Source organism: Kitasatospora acidiphila, assembly GCF_006636205.1.
In the GTDB taxonomy this organism is placed as follows: Bacteria; Actinomycetota; Actinomycetes; order Streptomycetales; family Streptomycetaceae; genus Kitasatospora; species Kitasatospora acidiphila.
The window spans coordinates 3124169-3150000 of sequence record NZ_VIGB01000003.1 but is presented as its reverse complement, the minus strand read 5'-3'; the positions used below and the strand labels follow the sequence as shown (position 1 = coordinate 3150000).

General features: G+C 70.6%; 12 protein-coding genes and 2 rRNA genes (1 of these 14 cut by a window edge). 11 read left to right on the top strand and 3 right to left on the bottom strand.

Translation table 11 applies throughout. The annotated features are described in order from the left end of the window. The 3 genes from E6W39_RS14825 to E6W39_RS14815 form a co-directional block, all read left to right on the top strand. Positions 1–2892, top strand: a 23S ribosomal RNA gene (locus E6W39_RS14825) (it extends 227 nt beyond the left edge of the window). Positions 2893–2972: 80 nt separating this feature from the next. Continuing rightward, positions 2973–3089 (top strand): 5S ribosomal RNA (gene rrf / locus E6W39_RS14820). A 146-nt stretch (positions 3090–3235) separates the two neighbouring features. Then, positions 3236–4072, top strand: a complete 837-nt coding sequence (locus tag E6W39_RS14815; protein WP_141633942.1) for a phosphatase PAP2 family protein — start codon at positions 3236–3238, stop codon at positions 4070–4072. Between the two features lie 50 nt (positions 4073–4122). Here E6W39_RS14815 and E6W39_RS14810 read toward each other — a convergent pair whose 3' ends face one another. Further along, the gene (locus E6W39_RS14810; RefSeq protein WP_141633941.1) at positions 4123–4692 is read right to left on the bottom strand and encodes an acetate uptake transporter; all 570 of its coding nucleotides are present in this window, start codon (positions 4690–4692) and stop codon (positions 4123–4125) included. A 318-nt stretch (positions 4693–5010) separates the two neighbouring features. Then, positions 5011–7644 (bottom strand): SpoIIE family protein phosphatase, encoded by a 2634-nt coding sequence (locus E6W39_RS14805; RefSeq protein WP_141633940.1) that lies wholly within the window; start codon positions 7642–7644, stop codon positions 5011–5013. A gap of 443 nt (positions 7645–8087) precedes the next feature. Between E6W39_RS14805 and E6W39_RS14800 the strand changes: the two genes are divergently transcribed. The 8 genes from E6W39_RS14800 (at position 8088) to E6W39_RS14765 (ending at position 20706) form a co-directional block, all read left to right on the top strand. Next, positions 8088–12650: a HAMP domain-containing protein gene (locus E6W39_RS14800; protein ID WP_181799694.1), complete on the top strand. Its 4563-nt coding sequence runs from the start codon at positions 8088–8090 to the stop codon at positions 12648–12650. Between the two features lie 260 nt (positions 12651–12910). After that, entirely contained in the window at positions 12911–13570 is a 660-nt protein-coding gene (locus tag E6W39_RS14795; RefSeq protein ID WP_101382397.1) for a response regulator, read from the top strand. Between the two features lie 161 nt (positions 13571–13731). Next, positions 13732–16470, top strand: coding sequence for a DNA translocase FtsK (locus E6W39_RS14790; protein ID WP_141633939.1), 2739 nt, complete (start codon positions 13732–13734; stop codon positions 16468–16470). Positions 16471–16607: 137 nt separating this feature from the next. Continuing rightward, positions 16608–17462 carry a helix-turn-helix domain-containing protein gene (locus E6W39_RS14785; RefSeq protein ID WP_228718162.1) on the top strand — a complete coding sequence of 285 codons (855 nt, stop codon included), beginning with the start codon at positions 16608–16610 and terminating at the stop codon, positions 17460–17462. 69 nt (positions 17463–17531) lie between these two features. Continuing rightward, entirely contained in the window at positions 17532–18992 is a 1461-nt protein-coding gene (gene rimO / locus E6W39_RS14780) for a 30S ribosomal protein S12 methylthiotransferase RimO (protein ID WP_141633937.1), read from the top strand. Continuing rightward, positions 18989–19633, top strand: a complete 645-nt coding sequence (gene pgsA / locus E6W39_RS14775; protein WP_101382401.1) for a CDP-diacylglycerol--glycerol-3-phosphate 3-phosphatidyltransferase — start codon at positions 18989–18991, stop codon at positions 19631–19633. Before rimO ends, pgsA begins: the two co-directional genes overlap by 4 nt. Next, positions 19630–20142, top strand: coding sequence for a CinA family protein (locus E6W39_RS14770; RefSeq protein WP_228718161.1), 513 nt, complete (start codon positions 19630–19632; stop codon positions 20140–20142). The genes pgsA and E6W39_RS14770 overlap by 4 nt, the downstream gene beginning before the upstream one ends. 195 nt (positions 20143–20337) lie before the next feature. Continuing rightward, positions 20338–20706 carry a helix-turn-helix domain-containing protein gene (locus tag E6W39_RS14765; RefSeq protein WP_101382402.1) on the top strand — a complete coding sequence of 123 codons (369 nt, stop codon included), beginning with the start codon at positions 20338–20340 and terminating at the stop codon, positions 20704–20706. A 343-nt stretch (positions 20707–21049) separates the two neighbouring features. Here the strand turns inward: E6W39_RS14765 and E6W39_RS14760 are convergent, their stop codons facing one another. After that, complete coding sequence (locus E6W39_RS14760) at positions 21050–25702, bottom strand: ATP-dependent helicase (protein WP_407658388.1); 4653 nt, start codon at positions 25700–25702, stop codon at positions 21050–21052. Between the last annotated feature and the right edge of the window lie 130 nt (positions 25703–25832).

Sequence of the window (25832 nt, the reverse complement as noted above, 5' to 3'; positions counted from 1 at the left end):
CAACCGTGATTCCGGGAGTAGTGGCGAGCGAAACCGGATGAGGCTAAACCTTGAGCGTGTGAGACCCGGCAGGGGTTGCGCTTGAGGGGTCGTGGGATTTTTCTTGATCGGTCTGCCGGCCGGTCGGCGAGTCAGAAACCGTATGGGTAGTCGAAGGACATGCGAAAGGTCCGGCGTAGAGGGTAAGACCCCCGTAGACGAAATCTGTACGGCTCGCTTGAAGAACACCCAAGTAGCACGGGGCCCGAGAAATCCCGTGTGAATCTGGCGGGACCACCCGCTAAGCCTAAATATTCCCTGGTGACCGATAGCGGATAGTACCGTGAGGGAATGGTGAAAAGTACCGCGGGAGCGGAGTGAAATAGTACCTGAAACCGTGTGCCTACAAGCCGTGGGAGCGTCGTTGGTCGGCTTGCCGGCCAGCCGTGACTGCGTGCCTTTTGAAGAATGAGCCTGCGAGTTTGCGGTGTGTAGCGAGGTTAACCCGTGTGGGGTAGCCGTAGCGAAAGCGAGTCCGAATAGGGCGATACAGTTGCATGCCCAAGACCCGAAGCGGAGTGATCTAGCCATGGGCAGGTTGAAGCGCGGGTAAGACCGTGTGGAGGACCGAACCCACCAGGGTTGAAAACCTGGGGGATGACCTGTGGTTAGGGGTGAAAGGCCAATCAAACTCCGTGATAGCTGGTTCTCCCCGAAATGCATTTAGGTGCAGCGTCGCGTGTTTCTTGCCGGAGGTAGAGCACTGGATAGGCGATGGGCCTCACCGGGTTACTGACCTTAGCCAAACTCCGAATGCCGGTAAGTGAGAGCGCGGCAGTGAGACTGTGGGGGATAAGCTCCATGGTCGAGAGGGAAACAGCCCAGAACACCGACTAAGGTCCCTAAGCGTGTGCTAAGTGGGAAAGGATGTGGAGTCGCAGAGACAACCAGGAGGTTGGCTTAGAAGCAGCCACCCTTGAAAGAGTGCGTAATAGCTCACTGGTCAAGTGATTCCGCGCCGACAATGTAGCGGGGCTCAAGTACACCACCGAAGTCGTGTCATTCACAGAATACGCCCAACGGCGCTGTGGATGGGTAGGGGAGCGTCGTGTGCCGGGTGAAGCGGCCGAGGAATCGAGTCGTGGACGGTATACGAGTGAGAATGCAGGCATGAGTAGCGATACAAGAGTGGGAAACTCTTGCGCCGATTGACCAAGGGTTCCTGGGTCAAGCTGATCTGCCCAGGGTAAGTCGGGACCTAAGGCGAGGCCGACAGGCGTAGTCGATGGACAACGGGTTGATATTCCCGTACCCGCTTTGAAGCGCCAACGGCGAACCTCTGAATGCTAAGGCCGTGAAGCCGCCCCGGAGTCTTCGGACAAAGGGGAGTGGTGGAGCCGCCGGTCCAACAGGGTAGTAGCTGAGCGATGGGGTGACGCAGGAAGGTAGTCCAGCCCGGGCGGTGGTTGTCCCGGGGTAAGGGTGTAGGGCGTTGCGTAGGCAAATCCGCGCGACATGTGCCTGAGACCTGATGCCGAGCCGATTGTGGTGAAGTGGATGATCCTATGCTGTCGAGAAAAGCCTCTAGCGAGTTTCATGGCGGCCCGTACCCCAAACCGACTCAGGTGGTCAGGTAGAGAATACCGAGGCGTTCGGGTGAACTATGGTTAAGGAACTCGGCAAAATGCCCCCGTAACTTCGGGAGAAGGGGGGCCCCTCCTGGTGATGGCACTTGCTGCCTGAGCTGGGGGTGGCCGCAGAGACCAGCGAGAAGCGACTGTTTACTAAAAACACAGGTCCGTGCGAAGCCGTAAGGCGATGTATACGGACTGACGCCTGCCCGGTGCTGGAACGTTAAGGGGACCGGTTAGCTCTGATTCGTCGGGGCGAAGCTGAGAACTTAAGCGCCAGTAAACGGCGGTGGTAACTATAACCATCCTAAGGTAGCGAAATTCCTTGTCGGGTAAGTTCCGACCTGCACGAATGGCGTAACGACTTCTCGACTGTCTCAACCATAGGCCCGGTGAAATTGCATTACGAGTAAAGATGCTCGTTTCGCGCAGCAGGACGGAAAGACCCCGGGACCTTTACTATAGCTTGATATTGGTGTTCGGTTCGGCTTGTGTAGGATAGGTGGGAGACTGTGAAGCAGCAACGCCAGTTGTTGTGGAGTCGCCGTTGAAATACCACTCTGGTCGTGCTGGATGTCTAACCTGGGTCCGTGATCCGGATCAGGGACAGTGTCTGGTGGGTAGTTTAACTGGGGCGGTTGCCTCCTAAAGGGTAACGGAGGCGCCCAAAGGTTCCCTCAGCCTGGTTGGCAATCAGGTGTTGAGTGTAAGTGCACAAGGGAGCTTGACTGTGAGACCGACGGGTCGAGCAGGTGCGAAAGCAGGGACTAGTGATCCGGCGGTGGCTTGTGGAAGCGCCGTCGCTCAACGGATAAAAGGTACCCCGGGGATAACAGGCTGATCTTCCCCAAGAGTCCATATCGACGGGATGGTTTGGCACCTCGATGTCGGCTCGTCGCATCCTGGGGCTGGAGTAGGTCCCAAGGGTTGGGCTGTTCGCCCATTAAAGCGGTACGCGAGCTGGGTTTAGAACGTCGTGAGACAGTTCGGTCCCTATCCGCTGTGCGCGTAGGAGTGTTGAGAAGGGCTGTCCCTAGTACGAGAGGACCGGGACGGACGAACCTCTGGTGTGCCAGTTGTTCTGCCAAGGGCATGGCTGGTTGGCTACGTTCGGGAGGGATAACCGCTGAAAGCATCTAAGCGGGAAGCCTGCTTCGAGATGAGCACTCCCACCTCCTTGAGAGGGTAAGGCTCCCAGTAGACGACTGGGTTGATAGGCCGGATGTGGAAGCCCTGTGAGGGGTGGAGCTGACCGGTACTAATAGGCCGAGGGCTTGTCCTCAGTTGCTCGCGTCCACTGTGTTGTTCTGAAACAACGACCCCACCGCATAGGCGGTGGTGCGGCCGATAGTTTCATAGTGTTTCGGTGGTCATAGCGTGAGGGAAACGCCCGGTTACATTCCGAACCCGGAAGCTAAGCCTTACAGCGCCGATGGTACTGCAGGGGGGACCCTGTGGGAGAGTAGGACGCCGCCGAACAATTCTTCAGAAGAAGCCCCCACCGGGACTGTGTTTAATCAAACACAGCGGTGGGGGCTTCTTCGCGTTTCGGCCTCGCGCGCTACCCTCTCAGCCGGCACTACAGCTTGGATAGCTCGGACAGTTCGGCGGAGAGGCGCACGGCGTTGCAGAACCTGACCCTGTCATGGCAGAGCGCCGGTACCGCCGGGGCGCTGCTCCTCGGAGCCGCCTACGCCGTGCACCGGTTGCGGCCGGCCAGGACGACCCTGATCTCCGTCCTCCGCGAGGCCGGCACCCTGCTGGCCCTGTTCGCGCTCTGGCAACTGGTCGGCCAGCTCTCGCTGATGTCCACGGAGCACGCGCTGGACCGCGCCGAATGGATCCATCGCACCGAGCTGAGGCTGGGCCTGCCCGACGAGGCGTCCTGGCAGCGGGCGGTGACGCCGCACCCGGTGCTGATCCGGCTGGCCGACTACTACTACGCGGTCATGCACTTCGGCGTGATGATCGCGACGCTCATCTGGCTCTTCCTCCGGCACCGGGCCCGCTATCCGTGGGTGCGGACCACGGTGGTGCTGGTCACCGCGAGCTGTCTGCTGATCCAGTTCGTCCCGGTGGCGCCACCCCGGATGCTGACCGACCGCGGCTTCGTCGATGTCGCGGCGCAGTACGGCCAGTCCGTCTACACCGCGGGCGTCGGCGGGATGCACGCGGACGAGCTGTCGGCGATGCCCTCGGTGCATGTGGCGTGGTGCGTGCTGGTGGCGGTCGCGGTGATCGCGGTGTCCAAGTCCGCCTGGCGCTGGCTGATCCTGCTGCACCCGCTGCTGACCATCACCGTCGTGGTGGTGACGGCCAATCACTTCTGGGCCGACGGCATCGTCGCCCTCTGGCTGCTGATGCTCGCCTACGCGGCGCAGTACGGCGCGGGCCGTTGGCGGCGACGCAGGGCGGCGCGGGCCGGGCAGTGCGCGCAGACGCCCGAACTGGTGCCGCGCTGAACCGTCCTGGGCCCGGCAGGCGCTGCCCGCCGAGCCCAGGACGCGCTACCTCACTTGACCGGCAGTACCGCCCGGCCCCAGCCGCTGTTGGCCAGCGCGGCGGTGGCCCAGTACCAGCTGATCAGCCCGGCGGCCGCGGCGACCCAGCCGGCCAGCTTGACCAGCCAGCCCGCACTGCCGAGGGTGCCGATCGCGTCCAGCAGCAGGGCGACTGCCAGCAGGCCGTACACACCGCGGCTGAACATCCCGGACTGCCAACCGGCCGCCGCCAGCGTGATCGCCAGTAGTGCCCAGAGCATCAGGAAGAGCCCCGCCGCGTTCTTGCCGTGCATCCCCGAGCCGGCGCCCATCGACCAGGCCGCCCAGAAGGCGCCGAGCCCGGCGAAGGCGGTGCCGGAGAAGGTGTCGCCGGAGCGGAACTGCCACAGGCCGGCGACGAACAGCGCGATCCCGCCGACCACATGGGCGAGCCCGGCGGCATCGGCGACGCCGGTGTGGTGCAGGACCCCGGTCTGCAGCAGGCCGAAGGCGAGAAGGGTCAGGCCGAGTGCGAGGTATCCGAGAGGACCCGCGTCGAGGGAAGCGGATCGGGCGTTGGCCCCGGAGGCGTCACTGCTCACCGGAGGCTCCTTTCATGGGTGTGCCGATATCGCTCGTATACGCACCCATTTGGGCATGGCGGTGCCCGGAAGGGCCGTGGGTGCGGGGGAGTTGGGGGTGGTTGCCGACGGTGGCGGCGAAGCGTCGGCCGTCGGGGCGTCCGGGCAGTACGACTGCGGGGACCACTGGTACCGGGGAGGAATCCCGGTCAGCAGGTCTCTACCCGGGGTGACGGCGCTTGTACCCTTGTGAATGCCAGAATTTGTCGGTTCGTCAGCTGATCGAGCCTGGGCCGTGATCGGCCCGGCGGTGCGCCGGACCGTGTCTCAGCTGCGGGCTCAGCCCTGCCGCTGGGCCGGCAGCCGCAGGGCGATGATCGCCATGTCGTCGCACGGCGGCTCCGGGGCGAACCGCTCCACCGCGCGCTGCACCCGGGCCGCCACCGCTCCCGCTGTGAGCCCGGTACAGCCGGTGAGCACCTCGGCCAGCCCGTCCTCGCCGAGCATCCGCATCCCCTCGCGCCGCTCGGTCACCCCGTCGGTCACGCAGAGCAGCACCTCGCCCGGCTCCAGCACCACCCGTTCGACCGTGAGCTCCAGCGGCTCCATCACCCCGAGCAGCGGCTGCGAGGTGGCCGCCGCCGTCACCTGGCCGTCGGGGCGCAGGCGCAGCGGCAGCGGGTGGCCGGCGCAGACCAGGTCGAGTTCGGCCCGGCCGTCGGGCAGTGGCGTCAACTCCCCGTAGAGCAGGGTGAGGAAGCGGCCCCGGTCGCCCTCGTCGAGGATCGCCCGGTTGAGTCGGCTCAGCACCTGGGGCGCGTCCAGGCCCTCGCGGGCCAGCAGCCGCAGCGAGTTGCGGGCCAACCCGGTCACCGACGCGGCCTGCGGCCCGGTGCCGCAGACGTCGCCGATCGCGAAGCCGTAGGTGCCTTCGCGGATCGCGAACAGGTCGTAGAAGTCGCCGCCGACCTCGTTGCCCTCGCCGGCGGCCTGGTAGAAGACCTCCACCTCGACCCCTGGGATCTTCGGCAGTTCCGGCGGCAGCAGGCTGCGCTGCAGCGCCTGGCTGGTGGCGCTGCGCTCGGAGTAGAGGCGGGAGTTGTCCATCGCCAGCGCTCCGCGCCGGGAGAGGTCCTCGGCCAGTTCCACGGTCTCCTGGCGGAACGACACCCCGGCCCGGGTGCCGAGGACCAGCAGCCCGATCGTGCGGTTGCGGGCGGACAGCGGCAGCACCACCGTCTCGCCGATCAGGCCGGCGGGCTCGGCCGCGGTCGCCGCCTCGGCCGGGCCGGTCCAGAACGCGGTGCCGTCGGCGGTGATCCGGGCCGCCGCCGGGGTGCGGCGCAGCAGCGCCCGCAGCGGGTCGATCCGGTCCTCCTCCTCGTGCAGCACGAAGGCGAGTTCGGCGAACTCGCTGCGCTCGGCCAGCGTGTAGACGGCGCACCAGGAGGCCAGGGTGGGCACCGCCATCTGCGCCATCAGGGCCAGCGTCTGCTGGTGCTCCAGGGTGCCGGCCAGCAGGTCGGAGGCCTCGACCAGGAAGGAGAGGGCGCCGCGCCGCAGCCGTTCCCGCTCGGCGAGCCGGGCGTTCTCCACGGTGAGGGCGATCCGGTCGGCGGCGAACTGCAGGCGCAGCGCATGGTCGTTGTCGTACTGGGCGGTTCGCCTCGCGGCCACCCCGAGCGAGCCGATCAGCCGGCCCTCCACCTTGAGCGGCACGGTGATCAGCGAGCGCAGCCCGCTGCCGATCAGCAGCGGGGCGCTGTGCGGGCGCGTCGTCAGGTCGTCGTGGACGGCGGGCAGCCGGGCGGAGTCGTAGCGGGACTGGCTGGAGTCGATCGGGAGCCGGACGTTCTTGGTGCGCTCGGCCGCGAGTCCGGTGGCGGCCCGGACCTCGAACTCGGTCTCGTCCTCGGTGGCCAGCAGCAGGTAGGAGGCATCGCCGTCGAGCAGATCTCGGGCCCGCTCCACGGTCTGCTGCAGCAGCCCCGACAGGTCGTCCGCCCAGACGCCTTCGGGCAGCAGGTCCAGCGGTTCGAGGCCGCCGAGCGCGGGGCCGGCCGGGGCCTGGCGGTCGGGGCTGCGCAGCACGGCGCGGTCGCGCTCGCGGACCATCAGGCAGAGGGTGGCGGGTGCTCCGGTGGGATCCAGCACCCGGACCTGGCAGCCGTAGACCTCGATGGTGCGCTGGTCGGCGCGGCGGACCCCGAACACGCCCTCCCAGCGGGCCAGTCGAAGCGCCGCCTCCAGCGGTCCGGCCGGGCTCTGCGGCCAGACCACCAGCTCCGCCCAGGCCCGCCCGACGGCTTCGGCGGCCGGGCGGCGGAACAGCTCTTCGGCGTCGGCGTTCCAACTGCGGACCAGGCCCTCGGAGTCCAGCTGGGCGACGGCGACCAGCACCGGCCCGTCGGTGCTGGGCAGCACCTCGCCGGGCGCCTGGGGGAGCGCGAACCGGGTTCCGGGGAGCGCGCGTTGCAGCGGAAGCCGGAACCAGACGGTCTTCTGCCCGGCGGCGTACTCCACGCCCCAGCGGCTGGACAGCGCCGAACACATGAGCAGGCCGCGCCCGCCCTCGCCCTCGGCGTCCGCGAAGTGCTCCGAGTGCTCGGAGGCCGGTTCGTCGGCCGATCCGGCGGCCAGGGTCGGCAGGCCGCGTTCCGGATGGTGGTCGGTGACACCGATCTGGACGGAGTCCTCCTCGCGCAGGCAGCTCACCTCGGCGGCGGTGCCCGCGTGCACCACGGCGTTCGTGACCAGTTCGCTGACCAGGACGATCGCATCGTCGACCACCTCGGGCAGACCCCAGCCCAGCAGGGCGTCCCGGACGAATCCGCGCGCGGCCGAAGCCGACCGGCCGTCGGGCTCGAAGGTGGCGGCTGCGCGCGCGGTGACCACGGGCTGCTTCTCCTCTGCGTCGGGTAGCTGCTCGGCGCCTGGTGCCTCCCCCAGCGTTCGGCTGGGCGGGGCCCCCATGGGTGGGTGGGCGTTTCCCGGGTGGATCGGGCCAGGGCGAAGTGCAGCGCTCCACCCTACTTTCCGGACGGCTTCCCCGTGGGCAAGGGTGACCGAAACGGGCACTCGAGGGTGATTCTGCCCACCACAGGCCTCTCACAATGATGAGAGGACTCGCAAGCGGGTCAACAACGTCGGTCGGTACTGTCAGACTGGGGGATCCGCCCGAGTCCGAAGCTGGACGCCGGGCGGCGGACACCAGCCAGTTGCGACGTGGGAGGGTCCCGTTGAGTTCGGCCACCAAGGACGCTGCCGGGCAGAGCGCCACCGGACAGAAGAGCGCGCCGGGTGCCCGTGGCGCACGGTCGACCACCGCACCACGCAGCGGTGCGAGTCGGCGCGCGGCACACAGCCGCGGAGCGGAGCCCGCCGAGCTGCGCAAGCTGCTCGGGGCGCTGACCGCGATGCGCGACGGAAACTTCCGCCGCCGGCTGACCGTGCCCGGTGACGGCCTGGTGGCCGAGATCGCGGCGGTGTTCAACGAGGTCGCCGAGCGCAACCAGCACCTCACCGGCGAGCTGTCCCGGGTGCGGCGCGCGGTGGGCCGCGAGGGCCGGCTGACCGCTCGGCTGGAGAGCGGTGCCGGTGAGGGCGCCTGGGCCTCGGCGGTGGACAACTGCAATGCGCTGATCGACGACCTGGCCCGCCCGATGGCCGAGGTGGGCCGGGTGCTGTCGTCGATCGCCGAGGGCGACCTGGACCAGCGGATGGAGCTGCGCTCGACCCTGCCGGACGGCGGCAGCCAGCCGCTGCGCGGGGAGTTCCTCAAGGTCGGCCGGACCGTGAACAGCCTGGTCGACCAGCTCTCGGAGTTCACCGACGAGGTGACCCGGGTGGCGATCGAGGTGGGCACCGAGGGCAAGCTGGGCGGTCAGGCCCGGGTGCGTTCGATGTCCGGCAGCTGGAAGGACCTGGCCGACTCGGTCAACACCATGGCGGGCCGGCTCACCGCCCAGGTGCGCAACATCGCCGAAGTGACCACGGCGGTGGCCAAGGGCGATCTGTCCCGCAAGGTCACGGTCGACGTGGCCGGCGAGATGCTGGAGCTGAAGAACACCGTCAACACGATGGTGGACCAGCTGAACTCCTTTGCCGCGCAGGTGACCAGGGTGGCCCGCGAGGTGGGTACCGAGGGTCGGCTGGGTGGTCAGGCGCAGGTGCCGGGTGTCGCGGGTGTGTGGCGTGATCTCACCGATTCGGTGAATTTCATGGCCAACAATCTGACGGATCAGGTGCGGAACATCGCTCAGGTGACCACGGCGGTGGCGCGGGGTGATCTGTCGCAGAAGATCCAGGTGGATGCCCGGGGCGAGATCCTGGAGCTGAAGAACACCATCAACACCATGGTCGACCAGCTCTCGGCCTTTGCCGCGCAGGTGACCAGGGTGGCCCGGGACGTGGGTACCGAGGGTCGGCTGGGTGGTCAGGCGCAGGTGCCGGGTGTCGCGGGTGTGTGGCGTGATCTCACCGATTCGGTGAATTTCATGGCCAACAATCTGACGGATCAGGTGCGGAACATCGCTCAGGTGACCACGGCGGTGGCGCGGGGTGATCTGTCGCAGAAGATCCAGGTGGATGCCCGGGGCGAGATCCTGGAGCTGAAGAACACCATCAACACCATGGTCGACCAGCTCGGTTCGTTCGCCGACGAGGTGACCAGAGTGGCGCGGGACGTCGGCACCGAGGGCATCCTGGGTGGTCAGGCCACCGTGCCCGGCGTCTCCGGCACCTGGAAGGACCTGACCAACAGCGTCAACTTCATGGCGTCCAACCTGACCAGTCAGGTGCGCAACATCGCCGAGGTCACCACGGCGGTGGCCAAGGGCGACGTCTCCAAGAAGATCACCGTCGACGCGCGCGGCGAGATCCTGGAGCTGGTCACCACCGTCAACACCATGGTCGACCAGCTGAGCGCCTTCGCCGACGAGGTCACCCGGGTCGCCCGCGAGGTGGGCACCGAGGGCATCCTCGGCGGCCAGGCCCGGGTGCGCGGGGTCTCGGGCATCTGGAAGGACCTGACCGACAACGTCAACTTCATGGCGTCCAACCTGACCAGCCAGGTCCGCAACATCGCCGAGGTGGCCACCGCGGTGGCCCGCGGTGACCTCTCCAAGAAGATCACCATCGAGGCCCAGGGCGAGGTCGCCGCCCTGGCCGGCACCCTGAACACGATGGTCGACCAGCTGAGCGCCTTCGCCGTCCAGGTGACCAGGGTGGCCCGCGAGGTGGGCACCGACGGCATCCTGGGCGGCCAGGCGGACGTGCCGGGCGTGGCCGGCATCTGGAAGGACCTCACCGACAACGTCAACCAGATGGCCAACAACCTCACCGGGCAGGTGCGCAACATCGCCCTGGTGATCACCGCGGTGGCCCGCGGCGACCTCTCGCAGAAGATCGACGTCGACGCCCGGGGCGAGATCCTGGAGCTCAAGACCAGCATCAACACCATGGTCGACCAGCTGAGCGCGTTCGCCGACGAGGTGACCCGAGTGGCCCGCGAGGTGGGCACCGACGGACGGCTCGGCGGCATCGCCCGGGTGCCCGGGGTGGACGGCACCTGGCAGGACCTCACCGAGTCGGTGAACGAGCTGGCCAACAACCTGACCCGGCAGGTGCGCGCGATCGCCCAGGTGGCGACCGCCGTGACCCGCGGTGACCTGTCCCTGCGCATCGACGTCGACGCCTCCGGCGAGATCGACGAGCTCAAGGACAACATCAACCAGATGATCGCCAACCTGCGCGAGACCACCCGGACCAACCAGGAGCAGGACTGGCACAAGACCAACATCGCCCGGTTCTCCGGCCTGCTGCAGGGCCGGCGGGACTTGGAGGCGGTGGCCTCGCTGATCATGAGCGAGCTGACCCCGGCGGTCTCCGCCCAGCACGGCGCGTTCTTCCTGGCCCAACCGGCCGGCCGCTCCTCGGAGATGGTCACCGAGGACGATGACGAGGCCGACACCGTGCTGCGGCTGATCGGCTCCTACGGCTACCAGCGCCGGTCGATGCCGACCACCTTCCGTCCCGGCGAGTCGCTGGTCGGCCAGGCCGCGATCGAGAAGCGCCCGATCAGCCTGACCGAGGCGCCCCCCGGCTACCTGCGGATCTCCTCCGCGCTCGGCGAGTCCCAGCCCGCCCACGTGGTGGTGCTGCCGGTGCTCTTCGAGGGCCGGCTGCTCGGTGTGATCGAGCTGGCCACCTTCAGCTCGTTCACCAGTGTGGTGATGGACTTCCTCACTCAGGTCGCCGACCTGATCGGGGTCACCGTCAACACCATCAGCGTCAACACCAAGACCGAGGGCCTGCTGCTGGAGTCCCAGCGGCTGACCGCCGAACTGTCCATGCGCTCCGCCGAGTTGGAGGCCCGCCAGGAGGAGCTGGAGCGGACCAACGAGGAGCTGCAGGAGAAGGCCGAGCAACTGGCCCAGCAGAACCGCGACATCGAGATCAAGAACAGCGCGATCGAGGAGGCGCGCCGGGTGCTGGAGGAGCGCGCCGAGCAGCTGGCCCAGGCCAACCGCTACAAGAGCGAGTTCCTCGCCAACATGTCGCACGAGCTGCGCACCCCGCTCAACTCGCTGCTGATCCTGGCCAAGCTGCTCTCCGACAACAACGAGGGCAACCTCTCGTCCAAGCAGGTGGAGTTCGCCGACACCATCCACGGCGCCGGCTCCGACCTGCTGCAGCTGATCAACGACATCCTCGACCTCTCCAAGGTGGAGGCCGGGAAGATGGACGTGCGCCCGGCCCGGATCGCGCTGGTGCAGCTGACCGACTACGTGGAGGCGGCGTTCCGCCCGCTCACCGCGGAGAAGGGCCTGGAGTTCACCGTCGCCGTCTCGCCCGACCTGCCGGCCACCCTGCACACCGACGAGCAGCGGCTCCAGCAGGTGCTGCGCAACCTGCTGTCCAACGCGGTGAAGTTCACCGAGTCCGGCACGGTGCGCCTGGAGATCGGCCCGGCCGGTCCGGTGGTGCCGCAGCACATCCGGGAGCAGTTGCTGGAGTCGGGCCGGATCGACGACCCGGACGCCCCGCTGGTGGCCTTCTCGGTGACCGACACCGGGATCGGCATCCCCGACGACAAGCTGCGGGAGATCTTCGAAGCGTTCAAGCAGGCCGACGGCACCACCAGCCGCAAGTACGGCGGCACCGGCCTGGGCCTGTCGATCAGCCGGGAGCTCGCCCGGCTGCTCGGGGGCGAGATCCACGCGCAGAGCGAGCTCGGCCGGGGCAGCACCTTCACCCTCTACCTGCCGCTGCTGGAGGAGGTGCCGGACGCCTCGCCGGAGCGCGGGGCGTCGGCGAGCGGTCAGCTGCGGGCCTCGGTCGGCGTCACTCCGACCGGTGAGCCGGTACCGGTCGGGGACAACCCCGCGGAGCAGTGGGCCCAGGAGGTCCGGGAGTTGGCGCTGGAGCGGCGTCGCGGCGCGGCCCAGCGGCGCCGGGCGGCCGCCGAGCGGTCGGAGCCGGCCGCGCCGCCGGTCGAACGGGCCGAGCTGCCGCAGCGGGTCGAGCCGGCGCCGGCGAACCGGGTCGAGGAGCTGCCGGCGCCCCGGGCCGGCTCCAGCGCGGAGTTCGAGGGCCGATTCGACGGCGAGGAGGTGCTGATCGTCGACGACGACGTGCGCAATGTCTTCGCGCTGACCAGCGTCCTGGAGCAGTACGGGCTCACCGTGCTGTACGCCGAGAACGGCCGCGAGGGGATCGAGGTGCTCGAGCAGCACGAGAACGTCTCGCTGGTGCTGATGGACATCATGATGCCGGAGATGGACGGCTACGCGACCACCGAGGCGATCCGCCGGATGCCGCAGTTCGCCGGGCTGCCGATCATCGCGTTGACCGCCAAGGCGATGAAGGGCGACAAGGAGAAGAGCATCGAGGCGGGCGCCACGGACCACGTCACCAAGCCGGTGGACACCGACCACCTGCTCGGTGTGATGCGGCACTGGTTGGGGGCGCGCGGCTAGCGGTTTGGCACCGGCGTTTACTGGCGAGGCGGACCGGGAACCCGCTAGGGTCACTCATCGTTGCGAACAGTAACCGGACGACGACGGTGCGCGGGGCGGCAGCGGCGTTTCCCGGGCCGGCAGGTGCCTTCTGTGGCCTGTGACGAGCATCCGATACGGCTGGGCAAGGGGGTGCGGCTAGCATGGCCGGGACAGTGGCGAGCGGCACGCGAGTGCCGGCGCGCGGGAAACAGGCGGGCTATTCGGCAGGAGGGCGGGTCGTGGTGCAGAAGGCGAAGATCCTCCTGGTCGATGACCGGGCGGAGAACCTGCTCGCGCTGGAGGCGATCCTGTCGGCCCTTGACCAGACGCTGGTCCGGGCCGCTTCCGGTGAGGAGGCGCTGAAGGCGCTGCTCACCGACGACTTCGCGGTGATCCTGCTGGACGTCCAGATGCCCGGCATGGACGGCTTCGAGACGGCCGCCCATATCAAGCGCCGTGAGCGCACCCGGGACATTCCGATCATCTTCCTGACCGCGATCAACCACGGCCCGCACCACACCTTCCGCGGCTACGCGGCCGGTGCGGTGGACTACATCTCGAAGCCGTTCGACCCGTGGGTGCTGCGCGCCAAGGTCTCCGTCTTCGTCGACCTCTACATGAAGAACTGCCAGCTCAAGGAGCAGGCGGCACTGCTGCGCCTGCAGCTGGAGGACGGCCCCGCGGGCAGCAACGGGTCCGGCGGCGACTCCGCCGAGCCGCTGCTCGCCGAGCTCAGCGCCCGGCTGGCCTCGGTGGAGGAGCAGGCCGAGACGCTGACCAAGCAACTGGACAACTCCTCGGAGACCGCGGCCGCCGCCACCGCCGCCCACCTGGAGCGCAAGCTGGTCGCGCTGCGGGCCGCCCTGGACGCGCTGCGGCCCGGCACCGTCGTCGACTGAGCCGCTGTCACCCGACGTGCCGTCAACGTCCCGCCGTTCGGTCCGCCGACCGAGTGAACCGGGTGGGACTGACGGTGTGTCGATGAGCGGAGGCGACACACCCTGGGGCATGACGGTCGGTCATGTGTCCCGGGCCGGAGGCCGCCGGTAGGCTCTGGTCCATGGCCACACGGACGCCCGGCAACGCACGCAGCTCCAGTTCGGGTCCGGCGAAGAAGGCCGCTCCGGCGCGGAAGCCGGCCGCTCGCAAGCCCGCCGCCAAGCCTGCCGCGAAGTCCGCTGCCAAGGCTCCCGTGAAGGCCCGCAAGGCTGCCGCACCCAAGCCCGCTCCGGCCCCGGCCTCGGCACCGCGCCGTCGGCACCCGGTGGTCCGCGCCGTGGGCGGGGTGGCCGGCGGGGTGGGTACGGTCTTCCGCGGCTTCGGCACCGGCGCCAAGAACCTGCACCCGGCGCACCGCAAGGACGGCCGGGCGCTGCTGCTGCTGGCGCTCGCCATGGTGGTCGGCGCCGGCACCTGGTTCAGCCCGCAGGGCTGGCTCGGCACGGCGGCCACCGTGGTGGTGAGCGGGCTGTTCGGCCGGCTCGGTGTGCTGGTCCCGCTGCTGATGGCGGGCATCGCGATCCGGCTGATGCGGCATCCGGAGGTGCCGGAGGCCAACGGGCGGATCGTCATCGGCCTGAGCACGCTGGTGATCGGGGTGCTCGGGCTGGTGCACATCGGCTGCGGTGCCCCCGGCATGCAGAACGGCGCGGCCCGGCTGCGGGAGTCCGGTGGCATCCTCGGCTGGGGCGTCTCCACCCCGCTGATGGCCGCCGCCGGGCCGCCGCTGGCCGTGCCGCTGCTGCTACTGCTCACCTTCTTCGGCCTGCTGGTGGTCACCGCCACCCCGGTCAACAAGATCCCGGAGCGGCTGCGGCTGCTCTTCGTGCGGCTGGGCGTGGCCGAGCCGCTGCCCGCCGACGGCTACGGCGACTACGACGAGTACGGCCAGGAGTACGCCACCGGCGACCGGGAGCTCTCCACCGAGCCGCCGGAGGACGCGGACCCGCAGGCACTGCCGTACACCGTGGACGGCGGGCGGCCCGAGTCCCCCGAGGACGAGGTGGCGGCCCGGCGCCGCAAGCGCGGCCGGCGCAAGCAGGTGGACGAGCCCGAGCTCGCCCCGGCGGTGCCCGACATGTTCGTCAAGGACCCGTTCCAGACCCGCGACCTGGCCGCCGGGGTGGCCGCCGACCTGGACGGCGCGCTGCTGCACGGGGTGCCCGCCTCGCCGGCGGTGGCCAGCATCATGCACCAGGTGCAGGACCGCACCGCGCCCCCGGAGGAGTCGGCGGTGCCGACCGCCCGCGCCGCGGCCCCCGTCGGCGGCGAGCCGGCCGCGCCCGCCGACCACGCGGCCGCCCCGCAGCGGATGGAGCAGCTGCAGCTGCTTTCCGGCGGCGACTACGCGCTGCCTTCGCTGGAGCTGCTGGAGCGCGGCGGCCCGGCCAAGGCCCGCAGCGCCCTCAACGACGAGGTGGTCGCCCAGCTGACCGCCACCTTCGCCGAGTTCAAGGTGGACGCCAAGGTCACCGGCTTCACCCGCGGCCCGACGGTCACCCGCTACGAGGTGGAGCTCGGCCCGGCCGTGAAGGTCGAGCGGATCACCGCGCTGGGCAAGAACATCGCCTACGCGGTGGCCAGCCCGGACGTGCGGATCATCAGCCCGATCCCGGGCAAGTCCGCGGTGGGCATCGAGATCCCCAACCGGGACCGGGAGATGGTCAACCTCGGCGACCTGCTGCGCTCGCGCAGCGCCGCCGAGGACACCCACCCGATGGTGGTCGGCATGGGCAAGGACGTCGAGGGCCACACGGTGCTCGCCAACCTGGCCAAGATGCCGCACATCCTGGTGGCCGGCGCCACCGGCGCGGGCAAGTCGAGCTGCATCAACTGCCTGATCACCTCGGTGCTGATGCGGGCCACCCCGGACGAGGTGCGGATGGTCCTGGTCGACCCCAAGCGGGTCGAACTGACCGCCTACGAGGGCATCCCGCACCTGATCACGCCGATCATCACCAACCCGAAGAAGGCGGCCGAGGCGCTGCAGTGGGTGGTCCGCGAGATGGACCTGCGCTACGACGACCTGGCGGCCTTCGGCTTCCGGCACGTGGACGACTTCAACGCGGCGGTGCGGGCCGGCACCGTGACCCCGCCGCTGGGCAGCGAGCGGGAGCTGACGCCCTACCCGTACCTGCTGGTGATCGTCGACGAGCTGGCCGACCTGATGATGGTCGCCCCGCGCGACGTCGAGGACTCGGTGGTCCGGATCACCCAGTTGGCCCGCGCGGCCGGCATCCACCTGGTGCTCGCCACCCAGCGGCCGTCGGTGGACGTGGTGACCGGTCTGATCAAGGCCAATGTGCCGTCCCGGCTGGCCTTCGCCACCTCGGCGATGGCCGACTCCCGGGTCATCCTGGACCAGCCGGGCGCCGAGAAGCTGGTCGGCAAGGGCGATGCGCTCTTCCTGCCGATGGGCGCCTCCAAGCCGGTCCGGATGCAGGGCGCGTTCGTCACCGAGGCCGAGATCGCCGCCGTGGTGCAGCACTGCAAGGACCAGCTGACCGCCGTCTACCGGGACGACGTGACGGTGGGCGGCGGACCGAAGAAGGAGATCGACGAGGAGATCGGGGACGACCTGGACCTGCTGATCCAGGCCGCCGAACTGGTGGTCTCCACCCAGTTCGGCTCGACCTCGATGCTGCAGCGCAAGCTGCGGGTCGGGTTCGCCAAGGCGGGGCGGCTGATGGACCTGATGGAGTCGCGCGGCATCGTGGGGCCCAGCGAGGGGTCCAAGGCCCGTGACGTGCTGGTCAAGCCGGACGAGCTGGACGGGGTACTGGCCACCCTGCGCGGGTAGGGCCCTGATGGGCCGTCAGTACCGTGTGCCCGGTGGCCCCGGGGTGCGCGTTCGGTCGAACTCCGGTTGAGAAACGATTCGCCAGCACCCCTAGACTGTTCTTCCAGCAGGTGGCCTCCGCTCGAAAGGCGTGCCCAGTGACCATCGGCAAGTCCTCCCACCGCGACAACAGCCGATCCTCCACCGCTGACACCGCGCCCGGCCCCGGTGTCCCGGCCGACGCCCCATCGATCGGGCGCACGCTCGCCGAGGCACGGCGGGCGGCCGGGCTGACGGTCGATGAGGTGAGCACCGCCACCCGGGTGCGGGTGCCGATCGTGCATGCCATCGAGGAGGACGACTTCAGCCGCTGCGGCGGCGATTTCTACGCGCGCGGGCACCTCCGCGCCCTGGCCCGCGCGGTCGGCGCCGACGACGACGAGCTGGTGGCCCGGTACGACGCCATCCACGGCACCGAGCCGGTGCAGCTCGCCCCGGTGGCGGCGCTGGAGGCCAAGCGGATAAAGATCGGCCAGGGTCGGCCGAACTGGACCGCCGCGATGGTGGTGGCGATCGTCGCGGTGATCGTGCTGATCGGCTTCAACCTGATCAACGGCAAGTCCACCAAGACCGCGACCGGCTCGGCCAGTGCCCCGCTGCCCAGCGCGGTCAGCTCGGCCCCCGCCGCGCCGACCGCGTCCGTCCAGCCGCCCGCGCCCGCGAGCACCGCGCCGATCGCCGCCGCCCCGGCCGACAAGGTCACCGTCAAGGTGGTCGGCGAGGGCGGCAGCAGCTGGGTGTCGGCGGTGGACGGCGACGGCAAGTCGCTGTTCCAGAACAATCTGGACGACGGCAAGGACCAGACCTTCACCGATCCGAAGCAGATCAAGCTGGTGATCGGCAACGCGGCGGCCGTCCATCTGTACGTCAACGGCAAGGATCTCGGGCCCGCCGGGAAGGACGGCCAGGTGGTCCACCTCACCTACACGCCCGGTGACCCGCAGGCCGGCTGAGTCGGCCATCGTTCGCCGCGCGGCCTCCGGGGGAAACGGCACCGGGGGCCGCGCGTTAATCTTGGCCCTATGCCTGAACGCCGTACTGTCGCACTGGTCACGCTCGGATGCGCCCGCAACGAGGTCGACTCCGAGGAACTCGCCGGGCGGCTGGAGGCCGATGGCTGGCTGCTGGTCGACGACGCGAGTGACGCCGATGTCGCCGTCGTCAACACCTGTGGCTTCGTCGAGGCCGCCAAGAAGGACTCGGTGGATGCCCTGCTGGAGGCCAACGACCTCAAGGGGCACGGCCGCACCCAGGCCGTGGTCGCGGTCGGCTGCATGGCCGAGCGCTACGGCAAGGAGCTGGCCGACGCCCTGCCCGAGGCCGACGGCGTGCTCGGCTTCGACGACTACACCAACATCAGCGACCGCCTGCAGACCATCCTGTCCGGCGGGCACCACGCGCCGCACCTGCCGCGCGACCGCCGCAAGCTGCTGCCGTTGACCCCGGTCGAGCGGCAGGCCGCCGCGGCCGAGATCGCGCTGCCCGGGCACGGCGCCCCGGAGGACCTGCCCGACGGCGTGGCCCCGGCCTCCGGCCCGCGCACCCTGCGCAAGCGGCTGGACGACTCCCCGGTGGCCTCGATCAAGCTCGCCTCCGGCTGCGACCGGCGCTGCTCGTTCTGCGCGATCCCGGCCTTCCGCGGCTCGTTCATCTCCCGCCGCCCCTCCGACGTGCTGAACGAGGCGGTCTGGCTGGCCGAGCAGGGCGTCCGCGAGGTGGTCCTGGTCAGCGAGAACAACACCTCCTACGGCAAGGACCTGGGCGACATCCGGCTCCTGGAGACGCTGCTGACCGAGATCGCGGCGGTGGCCGGCATCGAGCGGGTCCGGGTCAGCTACCTGCAGCCCGCCGAGATGCGTCCCGGCCTGATCGACGCGATGACCGGCACCGCCGACGTGGTGCCGTACTTCGACCTCTCCTTCCAGCACTCGGCTCCGGCGGTGCTGCGCCGGATGCGCCGGTTCGGCAACACCGACCAGTTCCTGGAGCTGCTGAAGACCATCCGGGACAAGGCCCCGCAGGCGGGCGCCCGGTCCAACTTCATCGTCGGCTTCCCCGGTGAGACCGAGGAGGACTTCGCGGAGCTGGAACGGTTCATCACCGAGGCCGGGCTGGACGCGATCGGCGTCTTCGGCTACTCCGACGAGGACGGCACCGAGGCCGCGACCTTCGAAGGCAAGCTGCCCGAGGACGTGGTGGCCGACCGGCTGGCCCGGCTCACCCGGTTGGCCGAGGAGCTCACCGCGCAGCGCGCCGAGCAGCGGATCGGCACCGAGGTCGAGGTGCTGGTCGAGGCCCTCGAGGATGGCGAGGTCATCGGCCGCGCTGCCCACCAGGCCCCGGAGACCGACGGTCTGACCACCCTGGTCGGCGCCGAGCATGCCGTCGTGGGCCAGTTCTACCGCGCCCGGGTGATCGCGTCCGAGGGTGTGGACCTGGTGGCCGAGGCGATCGAGTCCGTCCGTCCGGCGGCCGCGGCATGACCGGCGGGCCGGGCAGCCCGGCAGCGGCCCGCCCGGCCCAGCCGGGGGCCGCCAAGCCGGCGGTGCCCTCGGTGTGGAACCTCGCCAACCAGCTGACCATGCTGCGCCTGGCGCTGGTGCCGGTCTTCGTGGTGCTGCTGCTCGCCGACGGCGGGCACAACCCCAAGTGGCGGGCGGTGGCCTGGGCGGCGTTCGCGATCGCCATGATCACCGACCTGTTCGACGGGGAGATCGCCCGCCGGCAGGGCCTGGTCACCGACTTCGGCAAGATCGCCGACCCGATCGCGGACAAGGCGATCATGGGCGCCGCGCTGATCGGGCTCTCCGTGCTGGGCGACTTGCCGTGGTGGATCACCGCGGTGATCCTGGCCAGGGAGCTGGGCATCACCCTGATGCGCTTCTGGGTGATCCGGTACAGCGTGATCCCGGCCAGCCGGGGCGGCAAGCTGAAGACACTCACCCAAGGTGTCGCGGTCGGCATGTACGTGCTGCCGCTGACCGGCTGGCTGGCCACCGGTCGGGCGGTGCTGATCGGGCTGGCCGTGGTGCTCACGGTGGTCAGTGGCGCCGACTACGTGCGCCAAGCCGTGCGGCTGCGCCGCGAGGGCCTGGCCCGGGCCGAGGAGGCGAAGGCGAAGTGACCGAGTACCTGCCGCTGGCTCAGCAAGTCCACCACGAGCTGCGCGGGCTCGGCGCCACCCTGGCGGTGGCCGAGTCGCTCACCGGTGGGCTGCTGGCGGCGCAGCTGGTGGACGTGCCCGGCGCCTCGGTGACCTTCCGGGGCTCGGTCACCGCCTACGCCACCGAGCTGAAGGCCGAGTTGCTGGGCGTGGACGAGGGACTGCTCGCGGTGTACGGTCCGGTGCACCCGGTGGTGGCCCGGCAGATGGCCGAAGGAGTGCGCCGGCTGCTCGGTGCCACCTACGGCCTCGCGACCACCGGAGTGGCGGGGCCGGAAGCACAGAATGGTCAGCCAGTCGGCACAGTCCATCTGGGTTTCGCCGGTCCGGGGGGAACTCTGGTGAGATCGCCCCGGCTGTCGGGAGACCGTGCCACAATCCGACGAAAGGCCGTGGCCGGCGCTCTGGAGCTCTTTCTGGCGCAGGCGGTGGCCGTCGGGAACGCCCGCGGCACCGCAAGCGTCAGTTGAACAACGGCTGAACAGGCCGAATCCGGGAAACCTCTCGGAACCAGGGGCGTGCGTCCGTCCGGGGTGGGAACAACAGGGGAGGGGAGAGGCTTGCAGCCCAGAGTGAACACGACCACGGTCCCCGCACGGGAAGCGGGCAAGGCGGTACGGTGGGGACGTGACATCTCGATCCGCAGTCCGAGGAGGGAGCAACCGATGATCCTGCTCCGTCGCCTCTTGGGTGACGTGCTGCGTCGGCAGCGCCAGCGCCAGGGCCGCACACTTCGCGAGGTGTCGGCCGCCGCACGAGTTTCGCTCGGATACCTCTCCGAGGTCGAGCGCGGGCAGAAGGAGGCCTCTTCCGAGCTGCTCTCCGCGATCTGCGACGCACTCGACGTCCGGATGTCCGAGGTCATGCGCGAGGTGAGCGACGAGCTGTCGCTGGCCGAGCTTGCCGCGATGGCCGCCCTCTCCGAGGACGACCTGCTCCGTCCGGTGCTGGAGCCCGTGCAGCTCCCTGCTCCGGGTGAGCGGATGAGCACGATCACTCCGAAGGCCGCGGCTGTGGACGTCGTCGCTGCCTGACTCGCGCTGCTGACCTGAGCGCTTGACGAGCTTCAGTCTGATGAGGCTCTGCTTGACGAATCCAGGGGGCCGGGAGAAGGAGCCGCGCGTGCACCGAGGCACCGAGGGCGCGGGCCGAATAGGCCCGCGCAGCCGTCGCCGGTCGGCGCTTGGGCATGGCCGGACGTTCCGCATGGTCTGGCTGCTCGGCGCGGCGCTCTGCTCATTGCTCGTCGTGTATCTGATATCCGCCGGACCGTCGCACGACTCCGGTGCGTTCTTCGCCCTGCTCACGCTCGGCGGCTGGGGCCTCGGGGTGCTTCCGGTGCACTCCGACAGCGGGGCTCGAGGGCCGGCCCGGCGGTCAGCCGCGCAGCCGCAGCCCGTGCGGAGTGGCGTGGAAGCCGGCCTCCTCCAGGACGGCACCGAGCGCTGAGCCCAGCGCGGGCTCGCCATTGGTCCGCTCCACCGTGAGCCCGCTGAGCAGACCCCGCCGCACCCCGTCCACCAGCGCGCCCACGGCCGCCGCCAGCACCTGCGCGTCCTGCGTCCAGCAGAGCAGCGACTTGCCGCCGCGCTCCAGGTACAGCACCAGCTCGCCGTCGACCAGCACCACCAGGGCGCCCGCCTTGCGGCCGGGGCGGTGCGCGGTGGCCTGCTCGCCCGGCGGCTCGGGCCAGGGCAGCGCGGCACCGTAGGCGTTGGCCGGGTCGGCCGCCGCCAGCAGCTGGGCGGCCGGCCGGTCGGCCGGGCCGGGGGCGCGCTCGGGCCACTCGGTGGCTGCCGCCCGCTCCAGCCGCCCGTTGACCGAGCGGAGCCGGTCGGCGGCGCCGTCCATCGCGAACTGGGCACCGCCCAGTCCCTCGACCAGATAGCCGCGGCGGGCCCGGCCGCGCTCCTCGAAGGCGGAGAGCACCTGGTAGACGCCGGCGAAGCCGCCGGGGATCCGCTCTGCCTGCACCGCGCCCCGGGTCAGCACCCCATGCCGGTCCAGCAGCACCTGCGCCTGGGCGGCGGCCCGGCCGGTCGGCTCGGCCGGCTCGGGCAGCAGCGACCAGCGGCCGCCCGTGGTGGGGTCGCTCGGGAGCCGGGCCGAGACCCGGGCCAGGCCGCCGTAGCGGCCGCGCGGCACCGAGCGCGGGGCGCGGTGCGCGGTGGAGCCGGGGGTGCGGCCGGAGCCGAGCAGGGCCCGCACCGGGGCCAGGGAGTCGTTGGTGACCAGGCCGGCCCAGACCAAGTCCCACAGCGCGGCGACGATCTCCGGCTCGGGGGTGTCCGGGAGCTGGGCGCCGAGCTGCTTGAAGTGCAGACCGTAGCCGCTGGCCAGGGCGGAGAGCAGCGCCTCGTGCAGCGGGGTGCGGGTGAACGGGAGCGGCTCGGGGCGCACCAGATCGGCGGTCTCGGCCAGGTGCAGGCTGATCCAGCCGTCCTTGCCGGGCAGCGCGCCGGCCCCCGTCCAGCCGATCTCGCCCGCCAGCATCAGCTTGTCGAGCAGGCCGGGTTGGTAGTCGGCCAGCCGGGCGGGCAGGATCAGCCGCTCCAGCGCGGAGGCCGGCAGCACCGCGCCCTGCAGCTGCTCGACCACCCGGTACAAGCCGTCCTCGCCGCGCAGCTGATGGCCGCTCAGGTGCTGCCACTGCGGCAGGAAGGCGGCCAGGGCCCGCGGCGGCACCGCCTCCACCTCCTGGCGCAGTGCGGCCAGCGAGCGGCGCCGCAGCCGGCGCAGCACCTCGGCGTCGCACCACTCGGGCTCGCCGGTGCCGCCGGCCTCCACCGGGCGGAACTCGCCCTGCACCAGCCGCCCGGCGGCGGTCAGCCGCTGCAGCGTGCCGGCGACCACGGCGCTGCCCAGGCCGAACCGGGCGGCCGCCTGCGGGGCGGTGAACGGCCCGTTGGTCCGGGCGAACCGGGCCAGCAGGTCGCCGAGCGGATCCTTGACCGGCTCGGTGAAGGCCTCGGGGATGCCGACCGGTAGCGGGGTGCCGAGCGCGTCGCTGAGCCGCCCGGCGTCCTCGATCGCGGCCCAGCGCTGCTCGCCGACGATCTTGACCAGAATGGCCCGGCGGGCCGCCTGCAGCTCGGCCGGCCAGGCGGCCTCGGCGCCCCGGGCCAGCAACTCCTCGGTGCTGAGCGGGCCGAGCAGCCGCAGGGCGTCGGCCACCCCCTCGACGTCCTTGATCCGGCGCTCCGGGGTGAGGCGCTGCAGCTCGGCCTCCAGCTCGGCCAGGACCGCCGGGTCGATCAGCTCGCGCAGCTCGGCCTGGCCGAGCAGTTCGGCCAGCAGCCGGGAGTCCAGGGCGAGGGCGGCGGCCCGGCGCTCGGCCAGCGGCGAGTCGCCCTCGTAGAGGTACTGGGCGACATAGCCGAAGAGCAGTGAGCGGGCGAACGGCGAGGGCTCGGGGGTGGTGACCTCGACCAGCCGCACGGCGCGGGACTCCAGGTCGCGCATCAGCTCGACCAGGCCCGGCAGGTCGAAGACATCCTGCAGACACTCCCGGACGGCCTCCAGCACGATCGGGAACGATCCGAACTCGCTGGCCACCTCAAGGAGTTGGGCGGCCCGCTGGCGCTGCTGCCAGAGCGGGGTGCGCTTGCCGGGGCTGCGGCGGGGCAGCAGCAGGGCGCGGCCGGCGCATTCGCGGAACCGGGAGGCGAACAGCGCGGAGCCGCCCACCTGGTCCGTCACCAGCTGCTCGATCTCGCCCGGGTCGAACAGCACCGCGTCGGCCCCGACCGGCGCCTCGTCGACCGCCGCCGGTGCGTCCGGACCGGGGCTGCCGAAGTCGAAGTCGGCCAGCAGATCGACGTCCGGGAGCCGCAGCACGATGCCGTCGTCACCGTGCATCACCTGCGGGTCGAGGCCGTGCCGCTCGCGCAGCCGGGCTCCCAGGGCCAGCGCCCACGGGGCGTGCACCTGGGCGCCGAACGGGGAGTGGACGACGATCCGCCAGTCGCCCAGCTCGTCCCGGAACCGCTCGACCACGATGGTGCGGTCGTCCGGCAGATGGCCGGCCGCCTGGCGCTGCTCGGCCAGGTACCCGAGCAAGTTGCCGGCCGCCCAGTCGTCCAGCCCCGCGCTGAGCAGCCGCTGCTTCGCCTCGGGCTCGGGCAGGCCGCCCAGCTCGCGGACGAACGCGCCCAGCGCCCGGCCGAGTTCGAGCGGGCGCCCCAGCGAGTCGCCCTTCCAGAACGGCAGCCGGCCGGGCACGCCCGGGGCCGGGGTGACCAGCACCTTGTCATGGGTGATCTCCTGGATCCGCCAGGAGCTGGTGCCCAGGGTGAAGACGTCGCCCACCCGGGACTCGTAGACCATCTCCTCGTCCAGCTCCCCGACCCGGCCGCCGCCCTTCTTGGGGTCGGCGCCGGCGATGAAGACGCCGAACAGGCCGCGGTCCGGAATGGTGCCGCCGGAGGTGACGGCCAGGCGCTGGGCGCCGGGCCGGCCCGTGACCGTGCCGGCGACCCGGTCCCAGACCAGGCGGGGGCGCAGCTCGGCGAAGGCGTCCGAGGGGTAGCGGCCGGCCAGCATGTCCAGCACCGAGTCGAAGGCGGACTGCGGCAGGGTGGCGAACGGGGCGGCCCGGCGGACCAGCGCGAGCAGCTCGTCCACGTCCCAGGTGTCCAACGCGGTGATCGCGACAAGCTGCTGGGCCAGCACGTCCAGCGGGTTGCGCGGGACCCGCAGCGCCTCGATCCGGCCGGCCCGCATCCGCTCGGTCACCACCGCGGACTGCACCAGGTCGCCGCGGTACTTGGGGAAGACCACGCCGGTGGAGACCGCGCCCACCTGGTGCCCGGCCCGGCCGACCCGCTGCAGCCCGGAGGCCACCGAGGGCGGCGACTCGACCTGCACCACCAGGTCGACCGCGCCCATGTCGATGCCCAGCTCCAGGCTGGAGGTGGCGACCACGGCGGGCAGTCGACCGGCCTTCAACTCCTCTTCCACCAGCGACCGCTGCTCCTTGGAGACCGAGCCGTGGTGGGCCCGGGCCAGCACCGGTGCGGCGCCCTTGGCCGCGCCCGAGCCGCCCATCAACTCGGCGGGGCCGTGCTGCTCGGCCAACGCCGACCCGGTGATGCGCTCGTGGGCGATCTCGTTCAGCCGGTTGCAGAGCCGCTCGGCCAGCCGGCGGGAGTTGGCGAAGACGATGGTGGAGCGGTGGGCCTGGACCAGATCGACGATCCGCTCCTCGACATGCGGCCAGATGCTGGCGGCCTGGGCAGGATCGTCGGCGGCCGGGGCCGGGGAGAGCTCGCCCAGGTCGGCGACCGGGACCACCACCGAGAGGTCGAACTCCTTGGCCGCGGGCGGCTGGACGACGACGGCACCGCGCTGCGGGGAGAGGAACCTCGCCACCTCGTCCACCGGCCGGACCGTGGCGGACAGGCCGATCCGCCGGGCCGGGCGCTCCAGCAGCTGGTCCAGCCGCTCCAGGCTGAGGGCCAGGTGGGCGCCGCGCTTGGTGCCGGCCACCGCGTGCACCTCGTCGAGGATCACCGTGTCGATGCCGCGCAGCGCCTCCCGGGAGGCCGAGGTGAGCAGCAGGAAGAGCGACTCGGGCGTGGTGATCAGGATGTCCGGCGGATGGCTCTGGAAGCGGCGGCGGTCGGCGGCCGGCGTATCACCCGAACGGATGCCGACCTGCACCTCCGGCTCCGGCAGGCCGAGCCGGACCGCCGCCTGGCGCAGGCCGGTCAGCGGGGCCCGCAGATTGCGCTCGACGTCCACCGCGAGGGCCTTCAGCGGGGAGACGTAGAGCACCCGGAGGCGGCGGCGCGGATCGGCCGGCGGCGGGGTGCTGCTCAGCCGGTCGAGGGCGGCGAGGAAGGCCGCGAGGGTCTTGCCGGAGCCGGTGGGGGCGACCACCAGGACGTCGGCCTGCCGGCGGATCGCGGCCCAGGCGCCGGCCTGGGCGGCGGTGGGCCGGTCGAAGGCGGCCTCGAACCAGGCCCGGGTGGCCGGCGCGAAGCCGGCCAGCGGGTCGGGGGAGAGCTGCTGGTCCGCCATGTCCTCCATGGTGCCGGGTACCACTGACAGTCCGGGGAGGGCGGTCGCCGGACGTGCACCGGATGGCGGTCCAGGCAAGGGCATATCGGATGAATCACTCATATGGTGAGGCTCCGGGCGACGAGGACGTTCGAGGGGC